The sequence below is a fragment of the Aurantiacibacter gilvus genome, from assembly GCF_038289935.1.
Taxonomy (GTDB): domain Bacteria; phylum Pseudomonadota; class Alphaproteobacteria; order Sphingomonadales; family Sphingomonadaceae; genus Alteraurantiacibacter; species Alteraurantiacibacter gilvus.
In genome coordinates, this window is sequence record NZ_JBBYHV010000002.1 from 42,020 (window position 1) to 61,776 (window position 19,757).

The 19,757-nt window shown below is 62.7% G+C and carries 20 protein-coding genes; 9 read left to right on the forward strand and 11 right to left on the reverse strand.

Annotated elements, in window-relative coordinates:
- Window positions 1-102: 102 nt before the first annotated feature.
- The gene (locus tag AAEO60_RS10180) at window positions 103-1,128 is read right to left on the reverse strand and encodes an acyltransferase family protein (protein ID WP_341673607.1); all 1,026 of its coding nucleotides are present in this window, start codon (window positions 1,126-1,128) and stop codon (window positions 103-105) included.
- 296 nt (window positions 1,129-1,424) lie between these two features.
- Between AAEO60_RS10180 and AAEO60_RS10185 the strand changes: the two genes are divergently transcribed.
- Window positions 1,425-2,117 (forward strand): hypothetical protein, encoded by a 693-nt coding sequence (locus AAEO60_RS10185; protein WP_341673608.1) that lies wholly within the window; start codon window positions 1,425-1,427, stop codon window positions 2,115-2,117.
- 603 nt (window positions 2,118-2,720) lie between these two features.
- On the opposite strand, the gene AAEO60_RS10190 is transcribed toward AAEO60_RS10185, so the two are convergent.
- Window positions 2,721-4,142, reverse strand: coding sequence for an aldehyde dehydrogenase family protein (locus AAEO60_RS10190; protein WP_341673609.1), 1,422 nt, complete (start codon window positions 4,140-4,142; stop codon window positions 2,721-2,723).
- A gap of 107 nt (window positions 4,143-4,249) precedes the next feature.
- Here AAEO60_RS10190 and AAEO60_RS10195 point away from each other — a divergent pair, with 107 nt between their 5' ends.
- Window positions 4,250-4,810, forward strand: a complete 561-nt coding sequence (locus AAEO60_RS10195) for a cupin domain-containing protein (RefSeq protein ID WP_341673610.1) — start codon at window positions 4,250-4,252, stop codon at window positions 4,808-4,810.
- The gene (locus AAEO60_RS10200) at window positions 4,807-5,799 is read left to right on the forward strand and encodes a hydroxyquinol 1,2-dioxygenase (RefSeq protein ID WP_341673611.1); all 993 of its coding nucleotides are present in this window, start codon (window positions 4,807-4,809) and stop codon (window positions 5,797-5,799) included. The genes AAEO60_RS10195 and AAEO60_RS10200 overlap by 4 nt, the downstream gene beginning before the upstream one ends.
- 159 nt (window positions 5,800-5,958) lie before the next feature.
- Here the strand turns inward: AAEO60_RS10200 and AAEO60_RS10205 are convergent, their stop codons facing one another.
- From AAEO60_RS10205 to AAEO60_RS10215, 3 genes are all read right to left on the reverse strand, one after another.
- On the reverse strand, window positions 5,959-6,675 hold the full coding sequence (locus tag AAEO60_RS10205; protein WP_341673612.1) for an IS6 family transposase: 717 nt from the start codon (window positions 6,673-6,675) through the stop codon (window positions 5,959-5,961).
- A 292-nt stretch (window positions 6,676-6,967) separates the two neighbouring features.
- Window positions 6,968-8,107: an FAD-dependent monooxygenase gene (locus AAEO60_RS10210; RefSeq protein ID WP_341673613.1), complete on the reverse strand. Its 1,140-nt coding sequence runs from the start codon at window positions 8,105-8,107 to the stop codon at window positions 6,968-6,970.
- A 128-nt stretch (window positions 8,108-8,235) separates the two neighbouring features.
- Window positions 8,236-8,547 (reverse strand): antibiotic biosynthesis monooxygenase family protein, encoded by a 312-nt coding sequence (locus AAEO60_RS10215; RefSeq protein WP_341673614.1) that lies wholly within the window; start codon window positions 8,545-8,547, stop codon window positions 8,236-8,238.
- A gap of 38 nt (window positions 8,548-8,585) precedes the next feature.
- Here AAEO60_RS10215 and AAEO60_RS10220 point away from each other — a divergent pair, with 38 nt between their 5' ends.
- The 6 genes from AAEO60_RS10220 (at window position 8,586) to AAEO60_RS10245 (ending at window position 15,264) form a co-directional block, all read left to right on the forward strand.
- On the forward strand, window positions 8,586-9,509 hold the full coding sequence (locus AAEO60_RS10220; RefSeq protein ID WP_341673615.1) for an NAD-dependent epimerase/dehydratase family protein: 924 nt from the start codon (window positions 8,586-8,588) through the stop codon (window positions 9,507-9,509).
- 27 nt (window positions 9,510-9,536) lie between these two features.
- A complete protein-coding gene (locus tag AAEO60_RS10225; protein ID WP_341673616.1) occupies window positions 9,537-10,526 on the forward strand; it encodes a LysR family transcriptional regulator in 990 nt (329 codons plus the stop codon).
- A gap of 189 nt (window positions 10,527-10,715) precedes the next feature.
- Window positions 10,716-11,771, forward strand: coding sequence for a VOC family protein (locus tag AAEO60_RS10230; RefSeq protein WP_341673617.1), 1,056 nt, complete (start codon window positions 10,716-10,718; stop codon window positions 11,769-11,771).
- 15 nt (window positions 11,772-11,786) lie between these two features.
- Window positions 11,787-12,911, forward strand: coding sequence for an FAD-dependent oxidoreductase (locus AAEO60_RS10235; RefSeq protein ID WP_341673618.1), 1,125 nt, complete (start codon window positions 11,787-11,789; stop codon window positions 12,909-12,911).
- Window positions 12,912-13,036: 125 nt separating this feature from the next.
- Entirely contained in the window at window positions 13,037-14,095 is a 1,059-nt protein-coding gene (locus AAEO60_RS10240) for a cytochrome P450 (RefSeq protein ID WP_341673619.1), read from the forward strand.
- A gap of 98 nt (window positions 14,096-14,193) precedes the next feature.
- The gene (locus AAEO60_RS10245; protein ID WP_341673620.1) at window positions 14,194-15,264 is read left to right on the forward strand and encodes a VOC family protein; all 1,071 of its coding nucleotides are present in this window, start codon (window positions 14,194-14,196) and stop codon (window positions 15,262-15,264) included.
- 20 nt (window positions 15,265-15,284) lie between these two features.
- On the opposite strand, the gene AAEO60_RS10250 is transcribed toward AAEO60_RS10245, so the two are convergent.
- From AAEO60_RS10250 to AAEO60_RS10275, 6 genes are all read right to left on the reverse strand, one after another.
- Window positions 15,285-16,136 (reverse strand): hypothetical protein, encoded by an 852-nt coding sequence (locus tag AAEO60_RS10250; RefSeq protein ID WP_341673621.1) that lies wholly within the window; start codon window positions 16,134-16,136, stop codon window positions 15,285-15,287.
- Window positions 16,137-16,202: 66 nt separating this feature from the next.
- The gene (locus tag AAEO60_RS10255; protein WP_341673622.1) at window positions 16,203-16,523 is read right to left on the reverse strand and encodes a hypothetical protein; all 321 of its coding nucleotides are present in this window, start codon (window positions 16,521-16,523) and stop codon (window positions 16,203-16,205) included.
- 265 nt (window positions 16,524-16,788) lie between these two features.
- On the reverse strand, window positions 16,789-17,433 hold the full coding sequence (locus AAEO60_RS10260) for an O-methyltransferase (protein ID WP_341673623.1): 645 nt from the start codon (window positions 17,431-17,433) through the stop codon (window positions 16,789-16,791).
- Window positions 17,430-18,086 (reverse strand): glutathione S-transferase family protein, encoded by a 657-nt coding sequence (locus tag AAEO60_RS10265; RefSeq protein ID WP_341673624.1) that lies wholly within the window; start codon window positions 18,084-18,086, stop codon window positions 17,430-17,432. The genes AAEO60_RS10260 and AAEO60_RS10265 overlap by 4 nt, the downstream gene beginning before the upstream one ends.
- Window positions 18,076-18,726: a glutathione S-transferase family protein gene (locus AAEO60_RS10270; protein WP_341673625.1), complete on the reverse strand. Its 651-nt coding sequence runs from the start codon at window positions 18,724-18,726 to the stop codon at window positions 18,076-18,078. The genes AAEO60_RS10265 and AAEO60_RS10270 overlap by 11 nt, the downstream gene beginning before the upstream one ends.
- Window positions 18,719-19,753 carry a Rieske 2Fe-2S domain-containing protein gene (locus tag AAEO60_RS10275; protein WP_341673626.1) on the reverse strand — a complete coding sequence of 345 codons (1,035 nt, stop codon included), beginning with the start codon at window positions 19,751-19,753 and terminating at the stop codon, window positions 18,719-18,721. Before AAEO60_RS10275 ends, AAEO60_RS10270 begins: the two co-directional genes overlap by 8 nt.
- Window positions 19,754-19,757 lie beyond the last annotated feature (4 nt).

Consider the following 19,757-nt stretch of genomic DNA (forward strand, 5'->3'; position numbering starts at 1 on the left):
AATTGGGCCGATTGCGGAAAGTCTGGTTGTAGTTGCCAAAGCGCAAAAGCCGACGTTCAGTTAGCGACCCAATTGTCGACGCATGCTACCACTACGCGAACGCTATTCCTTGATGTTGCCTTGGCGAACGGTGACACATTTGCCACGCGTGTTGCCGAGTTCGACGTGCTCGACAGCCCGACCACCTTCTACACGTTTGCGTAGTAGCCGCCGGTCGACCGCAAAGGCGACGAACAGGGAAATGACGAGGGCAAGGGCCGCGGTCACGAATGGATCGAAGCCAAAGATCCGCCCGAACTGCAGCACAGGGTAGTGCACAGCGTAGAGCGGGAAGGACAACCCGCCGAGAATGGCAGCGAGGCGGCCGCCGCTGGCGCGGACTCCCAGCAGGATCAGTGCCGGGCAGGCCAGCACGACGAAGACAAGGTCGAACGTCAGGCCAGCGGGAATGAACAGCAGCGCGGCGGCCAGCAGCGGCAGCGCCGCCCAGGCTGGACCCGGCAGCACGCGCCCGCGGCGGCACAGGACAATGCCGATGGCATAGGCGAGCAGGACGCGGGGCACACCGCCGAACAGGCGGTCACCCTTGTTGCCGACCAAGATATGGTCGAGCGGCAGGCACAGGACGACCAGGGCGGCCAGCGAAATAACGGCGACTAGCAGCAGCCACCGGCTGCGCAGGCGCCAGAGCAGTAGGCCGTGGAGCAGGTTGGCCAGCAGTTCGAAGGTGATCGACCATGTCGGGCGGTTCAGCGGGAAAGGGTCTGTCCCGGCGATGGGGACAAACAACAGCGATGCCAGCAGCCCGCCTGCTACCAACGGCACGGGAAGGCTGAAGGACGTGAGGAACAGCACGGCACCGATGGCGGCACCGGCGGCCATCGGTGGCCAGAGCCGGAAGAAGCGTAATTTGAAGAACTGCAGCGGGCCGAGCCCTTCGGCAAATTTCGGTTCGTAGGTCCGCGCCATCACGAAGCCCGAAAGCATGAAGAAGAAATCGACCGCGAGGTAACTGCGCGAGAACAGTCCGAATCCGCCGAACACGGTGTGAAGGTGGAAGCCCAGCACCAGCAGCGCAGCGATGCCGCGCATTGCGTCAAGTGCGAGAATTCGCCCGGTGTTCCCCATACCCGCAGCATGGCCGACCCTCTTGGAAAGGCAAGATCAACCGACAGTAGCGCACCGGTGCGGGACGGCTTGGAGACATGATGGAAAAGGTCATCTTCGCCGCAACCGCTAAAGTGCTCAAACCCGCCGGTATGCAATCAGCCGAAGATAGATCATTCAACCGCGAAGTCTTGACGACCGCTAACCACCCACATTCGGACATTCGGGCGCTGAAAACCGGGAATGTCTGCTAACAACCCGATAGCGGACGTAGCACGTCTTTTGCCAAATTGAGGCCCTCCAGTTATGGATGAGGCATGGGGGCCAAAGCCACAGTTGCAAGTAACTCACGCGAGCCATCGGTTCGTGCTGGCGACGGGACGCTGTTCGCAATTGCTGTCGGCTTGCTCGTGTTTTCCATTCTGGCTTTCAGTTTGAAAGCCACATTCAATCCCGAACGACTGGTTCGCTACACACCGATTGTCATCGTGCATGGCATCGTGATGCTGGCGTGGTTGGTCTTGTTTGCGTCCCAAGCACGCTTCGCGATGACGGGTAAGCTGCAACGCCACCGGACGTTCGGCATGGCTTCATTGCTGCTGGTTCTGGTGATGGTCCCGCTTGGTATTCACGTTTCTTGGCAATTCGGCCAAGAGACCGGCAGGATGATTGTGTTCGTGGGTAACGCAATCAACTTTCTGCAATTCGTTCCCCTCTATGCGACCGCAATCATCGCCGCCAAACGTCACCGTTTCGAAGACCACAAGCGGTTAATGCTAGTCGCCTCGATTGCATTGACAGGCCCTGCGGTCGGAAGAGTGATTGAAGTAGCGGATTTGCCCCTGCCGGTAACGATGCTCGCCTTCTTGTTGGCCATCATTGTCTTGCCATTGGCTTACGATATCAGAGTCCGGCGCAAACCTCATCGAGCCTCGGTCATGGCAATCGGCTACGTTATTCTAACTATCGGAATATTCGGAGCATACGCAGCCAGCCTTCCTTCTTCATAAGAAATTACGGCTGATGCCCAATTGGAGACTGATTTGCCGAGCTGGCGTTTTGCCAGGAGCGGACTAGCCGATAACGATCCGATTCCAGTCGGGAGGTTAGGAGCGTTCCTCATCTTCATGCCTCGGTCGATAGGTGAGCTTTTGAGGTCTGCCTAATAGGCCATCAATCCACTCCAAAGTTTTTAGACGCGCCGATCTCCAGCGAAAAACCGCGAGCTCTCGTCGAGCCTGAATGAAGTCATTTGTGGTGTAGACAAGCATTGCGACCGCCCCGATTGAAAAAGCGATCACAACTAAGAGCAGAGGCCAGTCTTCAAGCAATTTTGAAACCATAGCAAATGGCTAAGACCCTAGGTTCGTCCAGCGCAACTGGGCAGGTACTACAATGCACAGATAACGACGCTACGGATGTCCGCTTTCCACCCAATAATGGACATTCAGCCGGTTTGTGCATTTCCCGAAAAGCGGACAGGCAGCTATCCGAGCTTTTGAGATAAAAGCGGACTGTCGGCAAACGACCCGAAAGCAGCCGTATGATCGTCGGCGTCTCGATTCCGACATGGCTGGAGGGTATTCACAAGCCCGGCTTCGCTAGCGCCGCGTTCAATAGCCGAGGATGGCTTTCACCTCGCAATATTCCTCGACCGCGAAATAACCGTACTCCCTTCCGTTGCCGCTCATCTTGTAGCCTCCGAACGGTGCGTGGCGCGACCATGCCGGGTAATTGATGTGCACCTGCCCCGCGCGGATGCGGCCAGCCACGCGGCGGGCCCGTTCGAGATCGCCGGACTGCACGTGGCTGCTGAGTCCGTAGCTGGTGGCATTGGCGATGCGGATGGCATCTTCCTCGTCGTCATAGGCCTGGATCACCAGTACCGGGCCGAAGATCTCCTCCTTTGCGATGCGCATTTCAGGCGTGACTTCCGAGAAGATCGTCGGACGCACGAAGTAGCCGCGATTGAGGCCCTGTGGGCGACCCAAACCGCCACAGAGAAGCTTCGCGCCTTCGTCCATGCCGACCTGGATCAGGTCCTGCACCTTGTCGAACTGCGCGGCGTTGGCGAGCGGGCCGATGAAGGCGCTCTCGTCCAGCGGGTTGGTGACGACGATGGTTCCCGCCGCAGCCGCCGCCAGCTCTTCCACCTCGGCCAGCCGCGCGCGGGGGACGACCATGCGCGTTGGCGCTGCGCAGGACTGGCCGACGTTGCGCATGGCTCCAAGCACGCCCTTGGGGACAGCATCGGCGAAATCGGCGTCGTCGAGGAAGACATTGGGCGACTTGCCGCCCAGTTCCTGCACCACGCGCTTGACCGTCGGAGCGGCCGCCTGCGCCACCAGCACGCCCGCGCGGGTGGAGCCGGTGAAGCTGACCATGTCGGCTTCCGGATGCGACGCCAGCGCCTCGCCCACGACCTCGCCGGTGCCGTGCACCACGTTGACCACGCCCGCGGGAACGCCCGCATCGTGCACCACCTGCGCCCAAAGCTGCGCGGTGAAGGGCGAGAGCTCGCTGGGCTTCAGCACCATGGTACAACCCGCAGCTAAGGCCGGAGCCAGCTTGGCAGTGATCTGGTAAAGCGGCCAGTTCCACGGCGTGATCATCGATACTACGCCGATCGGTTCCTTGCGCACCGTGATCCCGTGGACTTCTTCCTGCCAGGTGAATTCTTGCAGGACCTCGATCGCGGCGCGGACGTGCTCGATACCGAAGTGCACCTGTCCAGCACGCGAGAAGGTGATCGCCGCGCCCATTTCCTGCGTAATGGCCAGTGCGAATTCCTCGGTCCGCTCTTCCAGCAAATCGCGGATGCGCTCCAGCAAGGCGATGCGTTCGGCCACGCTGGTCTGCGAAAAGCTATCGAATGCACGGCGGGCAGCAGCCATGGCCAAGTCGACATCCGCGGCCGTGCCTGCCGCGATCTGTCCAAAAACCTCTTCGGTCGCCGGGTTGGTGACGGGGATCAGCTTCGCATCGGGCCGGTCGGCCCATTGGCCGTCGATGTAGTGGCGGGTGTCGATCTGCAAGGCGGTATCCTCTCCTGGAAACTCTTGGCTGCTCAGTGCTTGCTCGTAGCAACAGCGTCAAGCGCACCGGCTGACCGATCTCGCCCATTGCTAGGAGCCGACCCCTGATGATAGCTTCCCTGATCGATGGCCGGAAAGGCCACGACGGGGAGAGGGTGGAGATGGCTTACAAGACGCGCGTGGGATCGCTCGACAATTACGAAAAGGGCGTGATCGAACTCGATGACGACCTGCGCAAATATGCCTTTTCCAACATTTTCGAGGTCGCCGGCACAGCGCAGCCATTCGAGCGCGTCGCCGTGGTTCAGAACCTCGAATACACCGCCGAAGTCGTGCGCAGCGAAGGCGAGTCCGGGTGGTACGCCGCCCCGCATGACGAGTTCGCCATCGTGATGGACGGCGAGATCACCTTCAATTTCGTGCAGCTGGCAGACGACCAGGTGCCCAGCCACGAGGGCGGCGCAATCAGGTTGGGCGCCAAGCCGAATGGCCCCAACATGGGCCGCGTGATCGCGCGGCGCGGCCACCAGGTGCTGCTGCCAAAGGGCGCAGCCTACCAGTTGGTGTCAGGCCAGCCGTCGGTGGCGATCCTGCAAACGGTGGACGGGCCGGAAACGGTCAAGCGGTGGTCCGAGATCTGCGTTACGGGCGGGGAGAAGGTGCAATGAGCGTTACCGAAGCGAGGGTCGAGAAGATCGGCACCGACGAGGCCACCGGCTATTCCAGCTACCGCTTCGGCAGCTTCACCTTCAGCCGCGACGAGTACTTCGCCCATGTCTCCTGGCCCAGGGGCAACCACATCATCGAGATCGACCGCTTCCTGCGGGCAATGGTGCGCGATATCGGCTGGGGCTTCTTCTACGGGTGGATCTTCTTCGACGATATTTTCGGCACCACCAACCACTATGGCACCGTCGACGTGTTCGCCGGCACCTATGACCGGGGCTGCAAGGAAGCCGGGATCGACTTCCTCGAGACCTACTCCGCCGAGGCCGTGTCCGAAGCCTTCGAAACGATTTCCAAGGACTGGATCAGCGAAGGCTATGATCCGCTGAACGCACCGCTGGAAACCGGCTCTCCCATAGGCCCCAAGGGCAAGGAACGCACCGACCCGCTGCTGCGCAGTTTCATCGCGGCAGACCGCATGCTCGGCCTGCCGGGCGACAAGTCGGTGCGGACCGAGGAGGACGGCTTCGGCATCAATCGCGCTTTCGCCGACATGGAGTTCGACCAACCCGACATCGAGTGCGAACCAGGCTTCGAGGGGCAGCTGCATGCGATCAACCTGTTCGACCACATTGCCCGCTCCGACATTACATGGAACCCGTCGATCAGCGCGATCACGCGCGCCAACATCTGCTGCGTCACATCCGAGGAACACATGTTGCCGGTGATCCACGGCAATGACCGCAACGAGTGGTTCATCCAGCTGACCGACGAGATCCACTGGAACATCGCCGACAAGAACTCGGGCGCTCCGCGCGGCCGGGTGGTGATGAAGGCAGGTGACGTCTGCGCCATGCCGGCCGATATCCGGCACCAGGGTTTTGCCCCAAAGCGATCGATGCTGATGGTGATGGAGAACGGCACGCCGGGGCTGGAGCAGCGCTATGCCTCGGGCGAACTGAAACCCTATCCGGTCAAGTTCGAGGCATAGGCTCGCGGATCGCAGCCCTAGAATAGGGGGCGTAGGCAGCAACGAGCTATCGTCGTTTTACCGACCAGCCGGCCTGTCTCGCTAACCCGACGGAGGGTGCTGTCAGTCTAATCGCAACTTGTCTCCGATCGACGCAGCAATCCCCTACCCAGCTTGAACTCAGGCCATAAGGTTCTGCCACTCGGCCAGTGCGGCCGAGCGGTTCGCTTTGTAAGTCTTGCGGTCTGTGAGGTGGCGGTCGAGGCTAAAGTGGTTGTGGACGTTGGCGTGTACGGAGGCGAACTTCTGTAAGCTCTTCATCTGTCGGAACCTGAGCATGTCCCGCTCTCGTCTTCGGAATGGCAGGTGGCTGTTCTCCACCCGGTTGTTGGCCCAACGGCCCACCTCCTGTTTCTCCTGGTTACCCAGTTCAGCCATTGCCGCCTTATACGAGCGCAGGCCGTCGGTGGTAATCTCCGCTGGCGAGCTGTGCCGCTTCAGCGCCTTCTTCATGAATTTGAGCGCAGCCTTCTTGTCACGCGCCTTTGTGACGTAGCTCTCGAGGATCTCGCCTTCCTGGTCGACCGCGCGCCAGAGATAATGCATCTCGCCGTTGATCTTCACGCAGACCTCGTCGAGGTGCCACTTCCACTGGCGGAAGCCTCTCATCCGGCTGACCCGCTGGCGCCTGACATCAGCAGCGAACATCGGGCCGAACCTGTTCCACCAGTGCCGCACAGTCTCGTGGCAGATATCGATCCCGCGCTCGGACAGCAGGTCTTCCACGTTCCGCAGGCTCAGTGGGAACCGGACATACATCATCACCACCAGGCGGATGATCTCTGGTGACGAGTTGAAATAGCGAAACGGGCTGGCTGGTCTTCTAGGGCGAGGCATGGCCCTACCCTAGCTGATCAGGCATATTCCACTAGCTGGTGCATTTACTCTGACAGCGCCCCACAGAGAAAACCGGGCAATGTGCAGCGAATTCTCTCCCCACACCGTTCTCTGAGGTACGGTTTGACCGCCTAAATGCCGCAGAACTGCGCGGTTCTGCGAGGCCAATTCTTGGTTCTCAGGAAAGTTCCAGACTAGGTGGCGGTGCTGTCAGTCTTACGCTAACTCGTCTCCGCCTTCACCAAGTAACGCGGGACCTACTACAAAGGTCTCAGACGACTGGCACATGGGCTCAGAAAGGTGCTGCGAGGCGGTGAAGCGCGCCGCCGATCATGCCGCCAATCTGGTCTGGCGGAGCACCATCCAACTGCGCGGAACCGATGGCGATGCTGCTCTCGACGATGTCGCGGCATCGATCAAAGCGGCGCTCTTCATAAGCCTTCAACGCGGCCTCGGCGTCACCAGTCTTCGCCAGCTCCTCCGCCAATACAATAGCGCTTTCAACAGCCATGCCGGCGCCGGACGCGAGGTGCGGCGTCGTTGCGTGGACGGCATCACCCAGCAGCACGATCCGCCCGTTTGACCAAGGTCCCGGCTGCAGCTTCGCCGCCAGCGGGCGATAGTTGATCCAGTGATCGCGCGTCATGTTGTCACGGATCCACCCCGCCGAACCGCCGAACCCTTCGAGGTTGCCCTTCATGTGATTATACAGCTCTTCTTCATCGAAGTGCTTCTTGCGCCGTTCATGCGGGGTCAGCATCCACAGGTAGACCATGTTCTCGCCGCAACGGGTGATGCCGACGGTGTACTTGTGGCCGAAGTACATCTCGCCCTTTTCCAACATGGGCGGCTTCTCGATCGAGATACGCCAGCAGCCCTGCCCGGTACGCTCCGGCTCCGACATGTGCGGGAAGGCGAGCTTGCGGACGCCCGAGTGTACACTGTCCGATCCGATTACCAGATCATAGCGACCTTCACTACCGTCGGAAAAGACTGCGTCTACTCCGCCATCACGGTTGGTGAGGCTGGCGACCGTCAGACCAAGACGCACAGGGATATCGAGCGCGCGAACGCGATCCTGCATCAGTTCGTGCAGGACAGGGCGCATGATGCCACCGGTAGCGGGTTCCTCGCCATCGACGGCAGGCTCGTCGAGTTCGCGCAGGTGCTGCCCGTTGAACAGAAATACGCTGGAGCCGTTGGTGATCGCGCCGTGCTCGGCAATGTCTTCCCACATGTCGAGATGGCGATAGGCACGCAGCGTGACGCCGGTGATGGTGATGCCTGCGCCATAGACGCGCCAGTCGGGATCAAGGTCGATGAGTTCGACCTCAACGCCCCGCTTCGCCAGGCTGATGGCTGCCGCCATCCCGCCAATGCCCCCGCCAACGACCAGTGTGGTCGCAATGCTATCAATATGATCCTCTGCCATGCAACGGAATTAGCGGACCGGAAAAAAGAGGCAAATCGGAAGCATTGATGGATAGCCATCCACCAAATGCGTGCGATCCGGCCAGCCGTATCAGCTAACCGTATAGCATGTGCGTGATTGCGATCGACCTAGTGGGGAGCCGCGAAGTGGTCTCCGGCCCGGTGCCAGTGTTCGACACGCGGCGGCTCGACGAAGAACGGTCCGGCCAGCGCGCGCCATTGCTGGAAGCCTTCCGATTCGCGGAAAGTGACCATGTGATGGTCGACGGTCTCCCAATCAACGCTGAGGCGATACTGCGCGGGGTCTTCGTGAACCCGCTCCAGCCGCATGCCATGGCAGCCCTCGGCCGCGGCAAAATGGGGAGCAGCCTGCCGGACAGCAGCTTCGAATTCCTCGGCCTTGGCCGGGTCGATGGTGATGTAGGCGATTTCGATTACCATGCGGCAGGAATGGCCGCTGCAAGGGGAAGAAGCAAGCTATGAAAGTTGTTGTTACCGGCGCGGGCGGCTTTGTCGGACGGCACCTGGTCGAACTGTTGCTGGCACGCGGAGACGAAGTCGTCGGGATCGACACAGTGGCGGCTGGCATCCCCGAGGGCGCGACTGCTCTGGCAGGCGACATCGCCGAAGGCGACTTGCAAGAGAGTGCCCTGGCGGGCGGCTGCGATGCGCTGGTCCACCTCGCCACTGTGCCGGGGGGAGCGGCGGAAGCCGATCCCGCTGCATCGCGCCGCGTCAATATCGACGGGATGTACGACCTGCTGGAAGGCGCGGCCAAGGCGGGCGAATGTCCGCGCGTGGTCTACGCCAGCTCTATTGCAGTGCTCGGCCATCCGCTGCCAGCAAGCGGCGTGGACGACCAGACGCCGCTCTCGCCCGAACTGATCTACGGCGGGCACAAGGCCATGATGGAAGTCGTGGTTGCCATGCTGTCCAACCGCAAGGCCATCGACGGCGTAACAATCCGCCTGCCCGGTATCCTCGCCCGGCCCAAGGGGGCCTCTGGCATGAAATCGGCCTTCATGAGCGACCTGTTCCACGCCCTGAAGGCAGGTAACGCCTTCACTTGCCCGACGCGTCCGCAGGCGATGATCTGGGCACAGTCCGTTTCGCAGTGCGCGCGCAACTTTGTTCACGCCATCGACTGCGATTCATCGAAGATGCCGCCGACGCGCGCAGTCACCCTGCCTGCGCAGCACATCGGCATGGGCGAACTTGCGGCAGAAATCGCCCGCCAGTGCGGCACCAGCGCAGACCTTGTCACCTGGCAGCCCGATCCGCCCCTGGAAGCCGCTTTCGGCGCCTATCCGCCGATTTCGACCCCGGCTGCCGAAGCTGCGGGTTTTGCAGATGACGGAACATTGGCTAGTCTGGTGACGAGCGCGCTAGAGACGCTCGAGTAATTCCTCCGGAGAGCCCAGAGCACCATCATGAGATTCCAGCGACTCGATCTTAACCTGCTTGTCGCACTGGACGCGCTGCTCACCGAGCAGAGCGTCTCGCTAGCGGCTGACCGGCTGTGCCTGTCGCAGTCGGCAACCTCCAGCGCGCTCGGCCGCCTGCGCGAATATTTCGACGATGACCTGCTGGTGCTGAAAGGCCGGCAGATGGTGCTGACAACCCGGGCCGAAGAGCTGATCGAGCCGACACGCGCCGTGCTGGAACAGATTCGCTTAACGATCGCCGTCTCACCCGAGTTCGATCCCGCGACAAGTGACCGGATGGTCCGTTTCATGGCGTCGGACTACATCACCGAAGTACTGCTGGCCCCGGCCTTTGAACGCATTGTCGACCTAGCGCCAGAGATGCGCTTCGAAATCCAGCATATGAGCAACGCACCGGTAGAGTCCCTCGAGCGAGGTTTCGTCGATCTGCTGGTGACCGTCGATTTCGCCACGTCGTCCGACCATCCCAGCGAGCTGATGTTCGAGGACGACTACGTGGTGGTGGGCGACAAGGGCAATCCCGCTTTCGACCAGGAAATGACCAGCGAGCTTTACCTCTCGCTGCCGCATGTCACGGTACGCTTCGGCAAACACCGCATCCCCGCCTTCGACGACTGGTACATGCGGCGCAAGAAGCAACAGCGACGGGTCGAGGTCGTAACCGCCAGCTTCGTCACCATGCCCAGCCTGATTATCGGCACCAATCGCATCGGCACCATGCACCGCCGCCTCGCGGAGAAGCTTCTCGAACGCTACCCGCTCGCCTTTGCCGAGGTGCCCTTCGAAATCCCGCCAGTGCGCGAACTGGCGCAGTGGGACATTGCCAACAGCAACGATTCCGCGTTGCGGTGGGTGGTCGGACAGCTCAAGCAGGTGGCCCAGACCGAAGTGCCTGGCAAGCTCACCAGCGCCCCGGTCGACGACACCATCGCCTTCCAATTCCGCAAGGAACGGGGTGGAGCTTCGGGTGTCTAGTCCGTTGCGCCGAGCCGGGACATTCGCCCGGCGCTGAAGCCGCTCGACCGCAAGGCGATGGCCTTCATCGTCTCGCTGCTGTTCCGCAAGGACTGCCCTCCCGACAAATCGATGGGGCGGATAGCTGTCCACCGGATCAATCGATGGAGCTTTTGCGCATGATCAAACCTGCAAAGGCTTGCGAGCGCGATGATCGTGTCACGTTTTTACGGAGACACGATCATGGCAATTACCGGTATCCGGCGGCTGACCTACCTCGTCGAGGACGTGGGCGAGTGCACGCGCTTCTTTTCCGACTTCGGCCTGCCGCTGGTCGAGCAAGCGGACGATGCCGCCCGCTTCGTCCTGCCCGATGGCAGTGAAGTCCGCCTGCTGCTGCGCGGCCATGCGGACCTGCCGCAGGTTACGGCACAGACCGGCAAGGGCGTTTTCGAATGCTGCTGGGCGGTGGACAGCGACGTTGCGCTGAAACGCCTCGTAACCTCGCTCGAGCCTGATCACGAGATCGAATACCGCCCCGATGGCACGGTCCGCTTTGTCACCCCGTTCGGTCAGGCCATCGCCCTCGAGGCATGGCAGCCTCGTCCCGTCTTTGGCGCGCCGACCCCGCTCAACACCGTAGGCCGGATCGAGCGGCTGAACCAGCCGCGCAAGTGGATCGCCCGCGCGCTGCCCAAGCGTACGCACCACTGCGTATGGACCTTTCCCGATGTGCAGCAGGCAGTCGAATACTACCGTGATCGCCTCGGCTTCCGCATTACCGACATGCAGAAGGGGTTCGGCGTCTACATGCGGGCCGACGGAGCTTACGAGCACCACTCGATCTTCCTTGCTGACGCCCATGCGCCGATGCCCGGCTTCAACGGCACGCTGAAGTTCCACCACGCCAACTGGGAAGTCGAAGACATCGACGAGATGATGGTGGCGAAGAACCACCTCGACCGCCGCGGCTACGAATTCGGCGACTGGAACTGGGGCATGGGCCGCCACAGGCTGACCAGCGCCGCCTTCCTCTATGTCCCCTGCCCCGCTGGCGGCGATGCCGAATACGGCTCCGACTGCGACTGCGTGGACGACAGCTGGAAACCGCGCATTTGGGACGGCGCCTTCGGCACGGCGATCTTCATGACCAACCTGCCCGATTTCATGAAGGAAGAGCCCAACTGGGACGTCACCTACGCCCGCGAAGACCAGCTCCACTACCACCGCGCGGACAGCGATCCGCTGGCCGAAGCGGCCGAGTAAGGAAGGACCACGAACATGAGCAAGAAAGTCTGTGTCATTGGCGGCGGCGTGGCTGGCCTCGCGGTCGCAATCGGCCTGCACCAGCAGGGTATCGATGTCGAAGTGGTCGAACGCGACAAGGACTGGAAGGTCTACCACGTCGGCATCATCGTGCAGGCGAACTTCATCCGCGCGCTCGAGCAGCTGGGCCTTGGCAAGGCAGCGGTCAATGCGGGATATCCCTACAGGGGCGCACGCTTCATGACCCCGGCTGGCGAAGTGCTTGCCGAATTGCCGGGCGAAAGCCAGGTCGACGGCCTGCCTGGTGACCTGGGCCTGACGCGCCCTGCCCTGCACGAAGTCCTGACAGGCAAGGTGAAGGAACTGGGCATCCCGGTAAAGCTGGGCGTCACCTTCGAAAGCTTCGAGGATCGCGGCGATGCGGTCGACGTCGAGTTCACCGACGGCAGCAGCGGCACCTACGACCTGCTGATAGCGGCGGACGGCAACTACTCGGCGGTGCGCAAGGTGCTCTGGCCCGATGCCAAGCCTGCATTCACGGGCCAGGGCGTGTGGCGCTACAACGTTCCGCGCCCGGCGGACCTCGAATGGAGCGATCTCTACATCGGGGTGCAGAACGGCTACAAAGGCAAGGCTGGCTACTGCCCGTTGACGCCTGAGGAAATGTACATCTTCGTCGTCACCGAGGAGCCGGGAAATCCCCGCTTCGACCCCGCAACGCTGGCCGACGAGATGTCCAAACGCCTCGCCGGATACGGCGGCATGCTGGGTGAAGCAGCCAAGGCCGTGATCGATCCTGCACTGGTGGTCTACCGCCCGTTGGAAGCCTGCATCATGCCCGATCCGTGGTACCAGGGCCGCGTCGTGCTGATCGGCGATGCCGCGCACAGCGCCACACCCCACCTCGGCCAAGGCGCGGCCATGGCGGTGGAGGACGCGGTGGTCCTTGCCGAGGAACTGGGCGAAGACCAGCCGATCGACGCCGCATTGCGCGCTTTCATGGATCGTCGGTTCGAGCGTGCCAAGCTGGTCGGCACCAGCTCGATTATGCTGGGCGAATGGGAAATGCACCCGGGAACGGCTGGCGACCCGGTCGAAGTCACCGAACGTATCCGTCGCACGCTGGCGGAGCCGGTCTGATGTGGACACTGGCCCCGGCAGAGTTCCGCTTCGACCCCTATTCGCCGCTGAACGATGCGGACCCCTTCCCTGCCTACGAAAGGCTGCGCAAGGACTATCCGCTGTTCTGATGCGAGGAGGCGGGGATGTGGGTGCTGTCACGCTACCACGATATCCTGGCTGCCCTGCAGGACTGGCGCACTTATTCCTCGGCAAAGGGCAACCTCGTCGACGAACTGCCCGGCTGCGCCGGGGCCACGCTCGGCTCGACCGACCCGCCCCGGCACGATCGCCTGCGCGGGCTGATCCAGAAGGCCATGCTCAAGTCTGCGCTCGAGCACACGATCGAACCGCTCCGGCTGGCAGCACGCGGACTTCTTGCAGCGGTGCGCGACAAGGACAGCTTCGACTATGTCAGCGAATTCTCCAGCCGAGTGACGCTCGACCTGATCTTCGCCCTGTTCGACCTGCCCGCCGAAGGCCGCGACGAGGTGCGGGAAAAGGCCGTGCTGATGACCCAGACCGACCCCGAGAAGCGCGCCAAGGGCGAGGAGCACCTGGCCGCCTACCGTTGGATGACGGACCATGCCGAACGCTTGGTGCGGGAACGCAAGAAAGCGCCAGGCGAAGACCTGTTGTCCAACTTCATCACTGCCGAGATCGACGGCGAGAAATTGCGCGACGACGAAGTGCGGCTGACCGTGACCACGCTGATCATGGCGGGGATCGAAAGCCTGTCAGGCTTCCTCGCCATGCTGGGCCTCAACCTGGCGCAATTCCCCGATGCCCGCCGTTCGCTCGTGGCTGATCCATCTCTGATCCCCGATGCCATCGAGGAAAGCCTGCGATTCAACACTTCGGCCCAGCGGTTCCGCCGCTGCGTGCAGCAGGAAACCGAACTGCACGGAAAGGTGATGAAGCCGGGTGACTTCGTGATGCTGTGTTACGGCTCCGCCAATCGGGACCATCGAAAGTTCGAGAACCCGGACGTTTACGACATCAACCGGAGGCCCAAGGGCCACCTCGGCTTCGGCGGCGGTGTCCACGCCTGCCTCGGTTCGGCGCTGGCGCGGCTGGCCTGCAAGGTCTCGGTCGAGGAACTGCTGCTTGCCGTCCCCGATTTCGCCCTGGCAGAGGACACCTTTCCCTGGGTCCCATCCTCGAATTTCCGCAGCCCGCAAAGGCTCCTGCTCGCACGCGGCTGACGGCAATTCGTTCGCTTCGATAGCCAGCCTGCGGAACTATCCATTTCCGCAAGGGTGCCTCGCGCGGCATATGTCCGGCGAGATCGTGGGAGCGAACATTGAGCATTCTGGGCATCGAATCCGTTGTTTTCGGGGTTGCAGACCTCGCCGAACACACCCGCTTCTGGACCGATTTCGGCCTGCCGCTCGAGCATGCCGACGATACCGAAGCGGTGTTCCGCCTCGCTACCGGCAGCCGTGTGGTGGTCTGCAAGCACGGCGATGCGCGCCTGCCTTCGCCCGACCCCTTCCCCGGGGACGGAATCAAGGAAACCGTCTGGGGTGTGGACGAACAGGCCGCGCTCGACCGCTATGCCGCCAGCCTCGCCACCGAAGTCGAGGTGACCACCAGCGACGACGGCACCGTGCGCTGCACCTGCCCGGACGGCCAGCCCATCGCCTTGCGCCTGTGGAACAAGAAGCGCGCCGTCAGCGAAATCAGCCCGGTCAACTCGCTCAGCAGCTATCCGCGCTTCAACCAGCACCGCATCTGGCGCCACAAGGCGATCCCCAAGACGATCAACCACGTGGTCTTCTTCACGCCCGACTATGTCAGCATCTTCGAGTTCTACGAACGCCACTTGGGGTTCCGCTATACCGACCACTCGAAAGGCACCGGCATCTTTGCCCGCGCCGACGGCACGAACGAGCACCACTCGATCTTCTGGGTCAATTGCGACCTGCCGATCGCACCCGACCACTTCAAGTTCATGCACGTAGCCTTCGGCTGCGACGACATCGACGAGGTGATGCTGGGCGCCAACATCATGGCCGACAGGGGCTGGGTGAACCAGAGCATGAACTCCTCCGGCGGAATCTCGCGCCACCGTGCTACCAGCGCGATATACTATTATTGCGACATTCCCGGGAAAGCGGGCGAGGCCGAGTATCACGCCGATACCGACTACATCGATGACAATTGGGTGCCGCGCGCCTGGGACTTCCGCTTCGGATCGCTACTGTGGAGCAACAATGCTCCGCCGATCTTCCGCGGCGACAACATCCCGTGGGACATGCAGTTCGACCTCGATCGCAAGAGCTTCGAAGCCTACCGAAAGACCAAGCCGGGCAAGCGGCCCGCGGAAGGCAAACTGGCCGAACTTACCGAGGACGACGAACACGCGATCTGACGGCCGATAGCCTGCAACGTTCAGCGCCAAGCCGGGTTCTCGACCTCTGGCAAGGTTAGGAAGGCAATCGACTGCCCCGGCAGTTCCAGTTCCCCGACGAAGGCGCGTCCGGCCAAGTTCATGATCGCGCCGTCCTCCGCCATTGCCGGCACTGAACCATTCACCGTCAAGGTCTCCGCATCGAAATCGTCAGACTGCAGCAGCCATGACTGGCCACCACCGCGAACCGCGAGCCGCATCGGCGCAGGGCTGTTGTTGATCGCCATCAGCCCCACGCCGCCGTCCATCTGCGGCAGGCAATGGGCGTAGACACGCGCATCTTCGGCAACTGCGCTTGCGTCCAGCACCACCGGCCCCATCAGCCGCTGCCACAGCACCGCGCCCCAGTAATTGGGCCGCGGCTCCAGCGTGTCCTGATCGATCAAACCGTACTCCGACGCCGCCAAGGTATTGTGCATCACCACCTGCACGTCACGGCGGGCAAGCAAGCCGAGCTGGTCGAGGCAACGGAAGGTGTCACGAAGGCCGCTCGCCCACGGGCTTCGACCGCAGGCTGCCTGCGCGGTTTCAGTCAGCCACATCGGTTTGTCGGAAGCCAACGCATCGCGCATCCCGCGCACATAAGCCCACTCCACGCGAGTCAAATCCAGCCACGCGTCAGATAGCGCGGCTTCGCTCGCGTCGATGCCGCGACCGCCCTGGCAGCGCGGTGAAACCCCGCCGTAGAAATGCCACGAGACGGCATCGATTTCCGGAGCGATCCCGGCGAGGAGGCGGCGGGTAGCCATCGCCTCTCCCGGCGCCAGCAATTGTTTGGCAACCTCCGGAGCGATCGTCCTTTCGCCAAGGTTGCCGGGGCCGACCACCGGCATGTCGGGCGCATTGGCGCGAGCCCAGCTGCGGAAGGCTGCAAAGTCGCGGGCGAAGGCATCAGCATCCTAGCCTTCCGGCAAGCTGCCCTGACTGACCAGCGACGGCTCGTTGATGAACTCGGCAGCGTGAAGGCTTCCGCCGAACTCCCGCGTCATGGCCCGCAGACGATCCGCCTGTACCGGAGTCCAGTTGTCCGCCGCATCGCGGGTACCAGCACTGGCCGCAAAGCTGGTGACCATGGGGGCATCAAGCGCCTCGGAAAACTCCACCAGACCGCGCCACTGATCGCGCGTCAGGACCTGTACGAAGCCTTCGGGAGCGCTTGTCGTGTTCTCGCCTGCGAGTGGCACGTAGGTTGAATTGGCCCAGGTCCCGCTGACCCGCACATAGGTCGGGGCAAGATGGACAGCGAGCGCTCGCAGGCGAGGTCGGCAGGCTGGCGCATGCGGAACATGTCGCCCTCCGGTCCGCCGTAGGGGGCCCAGAAGCGGCCACCTGTGACCTCCACCATCTCGATGTTGTAGGACTGGAAGCGTGGATCGACCCGCGCGATCTGCGGCAGGCTGGATGCATCCAGCGGGGCCGGAGCGGCAGGCATGGTGGCGCAGGCTGAGAGCGCGCAGGCAAGACCTGCCGGCAGGAACCTTGCCCTCACAGCTTGGCGTTCCCAGCGCTCCATTTCACGCTGAGCTCGATGCCCTGCCCCACCGGCAGCAGCGCGGTGTGCATGTCGCCCTTGGCCTTGATCGCGGCGCGCAGATCGCGGGCGTTGGGCCGTGCGGCTTTGGGGCTGATCATGTTGTCGGAGCAGACTACGGCCTCCTCCGACAGCTTGGGATAGAGCGCCTCGAAACCGGGGACGTAGAGGTCCTTCCAGATATCCAGCAGGGCGAAATCCCATGGGCCGGGATCGTCCGCCAGCAGTTGGATCGCATCGCCGCATCTCAGCTCGACATGGTCGGCGAGGCCCGCAGCCTGCAACTGCTCGGCGGCATAGGCCTGCTTGTAGTCGGCCACGTCCATGGTCACGACTTTCGCCCCCACCTCACGCGCCGCATGGGAGAGGAACAAGGTAGAATAGCCGTAGCTGGTGCCAAGTTCGCAGATCCGCTGGGGCCTGCGCGCAACGATCAGGGAATGGAGGAACCACGCGGCTTCCTCTCCCACCGGCAGAAGGAATTCGTCGCGGCGGGCGAAGCCTTCCGGTCCCAGCTCGCGCATCCGGCCGTCATCTTCCTCCAGCCGCCTGCGATAACCGTCGAGGACGGCCTGCACCTTGGGATCGTCGAAATTCATTGCTTGGCGGCCTCCATGGCTTCGTGCGCGGCCCGCTCCTTCGCCAGTGCCCGCTGCAATTGCGGCAGCGCCTCGTTGTCGGCGCGGTGGCGGGCGACGTTCTGCCACGGCGAGAGGTCGAAACCGCCGAACTCGGAATTGATGTAGGCCCACCAGTAATAGGTGTCGGCAATCGACCACTCGTCACCAAAGCACCAGCGGCGCTCGGCCAGTTCGCTGTCGAGCTGGTCGAGCAGGCCGCGATAGATTTCCTCGCCGCGAGCCTTCACCCCGGCGGGATCGCCCTTGGTCCAGAGGAAGGGCACCTTTATGGCGCGCACGCTGGGATGCCAGACCGATCCGAGCGAGCCGAGCACGGCGAGGTGCCTCGCCTCGTCGAGGGCGCTGTCGGCTGCGGGGAACAGCTTGGCCTCGGGATAGGCAGCGTGGAGCCAGCGTAAGATGGCGAGGTTTTCGGTCAGCGGCTGACCGTCGATCACCAGGCACGGCACCTTACCCTGCGGATTCAGCGCGAGGTATTCCGGCGTGCGGTTGGCGCCCGCATGAAAGTCGATCATGTGCAGGTCGTAGGCCGCACCGGTCACTTCGAGCGCCGTCATGGTCACCCGCGTGCAGGCGGTGTAGGCGGCGAACAGCTTCAGGTCATGCGGCATTGGCCATCCTTTCGCGGGCAGCATTCTCGCGCGCGAGGGCACGCTGGAACGCCGGCCAGGCCTCCACCCGCGCACGGTGCGCGGCGAGGTTGTCGAGGCCGGACAGGTCGTACTGGCCTTCCTCCGCCGTGGTATAGTTCCAGTAGAAATAGACGTCGATGATCGACCAGTCATCGCCGTACCACCACGGGCGATCGGCCATGCGCGCGTCGAAGGCTTGGACCAGCGGCTTCACCAGTTCCTTGCCGCGTTCGCGCACCGGGGCCGGATCGCCGGTGGTCCAGCGGATCGGCATCATGTTGGCGCGCACGCTGGGGTGCCAGCCGGAAGATATCCAGAACAGGTCGGACAGCACCTGCGCCGCATCCCAGTCATTGGCCGACTTCGGCAGCAGGCCCGCCTCTGGATAGGCCTTGTCGAGCCACCACTGGATCGCCGCGTTCTCGCCAATCAGTTCACCGTCGACAAGCAGTACGGGAATCTTGCCGCGCGGATTGACGCGGCGGAATTCGGGGCTGTGCTGTTCGCCCTTCATCAGGTTCACCGGGTGATCGGCATAGTCCACGCCACACTGTTCCAGCGCGGTCATGACAACGCGCGAACAGGCGCCGGGCAGGTGGTACAGGGTAATGTCAGTCATCGGAGTCCTCTGTCTTCAACATAGCCTCGATCTTGCGCCGGGCGCGGGTGCCGCCCTGGTCCACACCGAGTGAGAGGGGCTTGCCGGCCCAGAAATCGTCGGCCTCCATGTTGGCAAAGGCGGCCTCGATGATCGGCTTGTCCTCGACGTTGAAGGCCTGGTCGAACAACTGGGAGAGAAAGGCATCGATCTCTGCATTGTCGACTTCGTAATGCCGCGCATTGGCGGTGAAATAGTGGCTGTTGGTGGCGGTCTCAGGCGTCACGATATGCGCCTGCCCGCCGACTTCGTAGCCTTCCTCACGCGGCCTGCCGGGCAGCGTCGCGCCCAGTTGCAGCCGCATCGAGGCGGGCGCGTTGCAGCGCATGTCGAGCCAGTGGTCGGTCTGCTGGCCTTCCGTGTAAGGCGGGCGGCAGGCCGAAGGCGCAGGCACGTCGGGCATCCACCAGTTAGAGTGCAGCGTCGCGCCTTCGTCGATCACCGAGTGTTCGCCGGCGAAGATTACCCCGTCCCCGGCAAAGGTGCCGCGGTGGACGAACTCGATATGGCTGAGGTCCATCAGGTTGTCGGTGCAGAACTCGTAGGGTGCCTTCACATGTGTATAGCCACGCAGCACCTTGCGACCGGGTTTGTCGCGCACCACCGCGAAATCGGGGATCAGTGAGATGTCGGCTTTCGCTGCATCGCCGCCCCACAGCCAGACGATCCCGTCGCGCTCCTCGCAAGCCCAGCTATCGACCTTGGCAGCTGCGGGGATGCGGTCGAAGAAAGGATTGCGCACGCATTGGCCAGCCGGATCGAAGGTCAATCCGTGATAGGGGCAGACAAGGTTGTCGCCTTCCCGATCACCCAGGCTGAGCGGGGCAAAGCGGTGGGGACAGCGATCCAGCAGGGCCGCCAGCGATCCGTCTTCCTTGCGGTAGACGACCGTGGGTCGATCGGCGATCCGGCGGGTGAACATCCCGCTCTCGCCCAGTTCCTCGGCCCATCCGGCCATGTACCAGCAGTTCTTCGGAAACTCCCCCATGTCG

Bases quoted from the DNA above. Each gene is read 5' to 3' on its own strand.
- AAEO60_RS10265 (WP_341673624.1), bottom strand. From the start codon at position 18,086: ATGCCGCATGACCTGAAGCTGTTCGCCGCCTACACCGCCTGCACGCGG.
- AAEO60_RS10210 (WP_341673613.1), bottom strand. From the start codon at position 8,107: ATGGCAGAGGATCATATTGATAGCATTGCGACCACACTGGTCGTTGGC.
- AAEO60_RS10275 (WP_341673626.1), bottom strand. From the start codon at position 19,753: ATGGGGGAGTTTCCGAAGAACTGCTGGTACATGGCCGGATGGGCCGAG.
- AAEO60_RS10195 (WP_341673610.1), top strand. From the start codon at position 4,250: ATGATAGCTTCCCTGATCGATGGCCGGAAAGGCCACGACGGGGAGAGG.
- AAEO60_RS10220 (WP_341673615.1), top strand. From the start codon at position 8,586: ATGAAAGTTGTTGTTACCGGCGCGGGCGGCTTTGTCGGACGGCACCTG.
- AAEO60_RS10180 (WP_341673607.1), bottom strand. From the start codon at position 1,128: ATGGGGAACACCGGGCGAATTCTCGCACTTGACGCAATGCGCGGCATC.
- AAEO60_RS10260 (WP_341673623.1), bottom strand. From the start codon at position 17,433: ATGAATTTCGACGATCCCAAGGTGCAGGCCGTCCTCGACGGTTATCGC.
- AAEO60_RS10270 (WP_341673625.1), bottom strand. From the start codon at position 18,726: ATGACTGACATTACCCTGTACCACCTGCCCGGCGCCTGTTCGCGCGTT.
- AAEO60_RS10185 (WP_341673608.1), top strand. From the start codon at position 1,425: ATGGGGGCCAAAGCCACAGTTGCAAGTAACTCACGCGAGCCATCGGTT.
- AAEO60_RS10240 (WP_341673619.1), top strand. From the start codon at position 13,037: ATGTGGGTGCTGTCACGCTACCACGATATCCTGGCTGCCCTGCAGGAC.
- AAEO60_RS10250 (WP_341673621.1), bottom strand. From the start codon at position 16,136: ATGCCGGTGGTCGGCCCCGGCAACCTTGGCGAAAGGACGATCGCTCCG.
- AAEO60_RS10215 (WP_341673614.1), bottom strand. From the start codon at position 8,547: ATGGTAATCGAAATCGCCTACATCACCATCGACCCGGCCAAGGCCGAG.
- AAEO60_RS10230 (WP_341673617.1), top strand. From the start codon at position 10,716: ATGATCGTGTCACGTTTTTACGGAGACACGATCATGGCAATTACCGGT.
- AAEO60_RS10225 (WP_341673616.1), top strand. From the start codon at position 9,537: ATGAGATTCCAGCGACTCGATCTTAACCTGCTTGTCGCACTGGACGCG.
- AAEO60_RS10235 (WP_341673618.1), top strand. From the start codon at position 11,787: ATGAGCAAGAAAGTCTGTGTCATTGGCGGCGGCGTGGCTGGCCTCGCG.
- AAEO60_RS10205 (WP_341673612.1), bottom strand. From the start codon at position 6,675: ATGCCTCGCCCTAGAAGACCAGCCAGCCCGTTTCGCTATTTCAACTCG.
- AAEO60_RS10200 (WP_341673611.1), top strand. From the start codon at position 4,807: ATGAGCGTTACCGAAGCGAGGGTCGAGAAGATCGGCACCGACGAGGCC.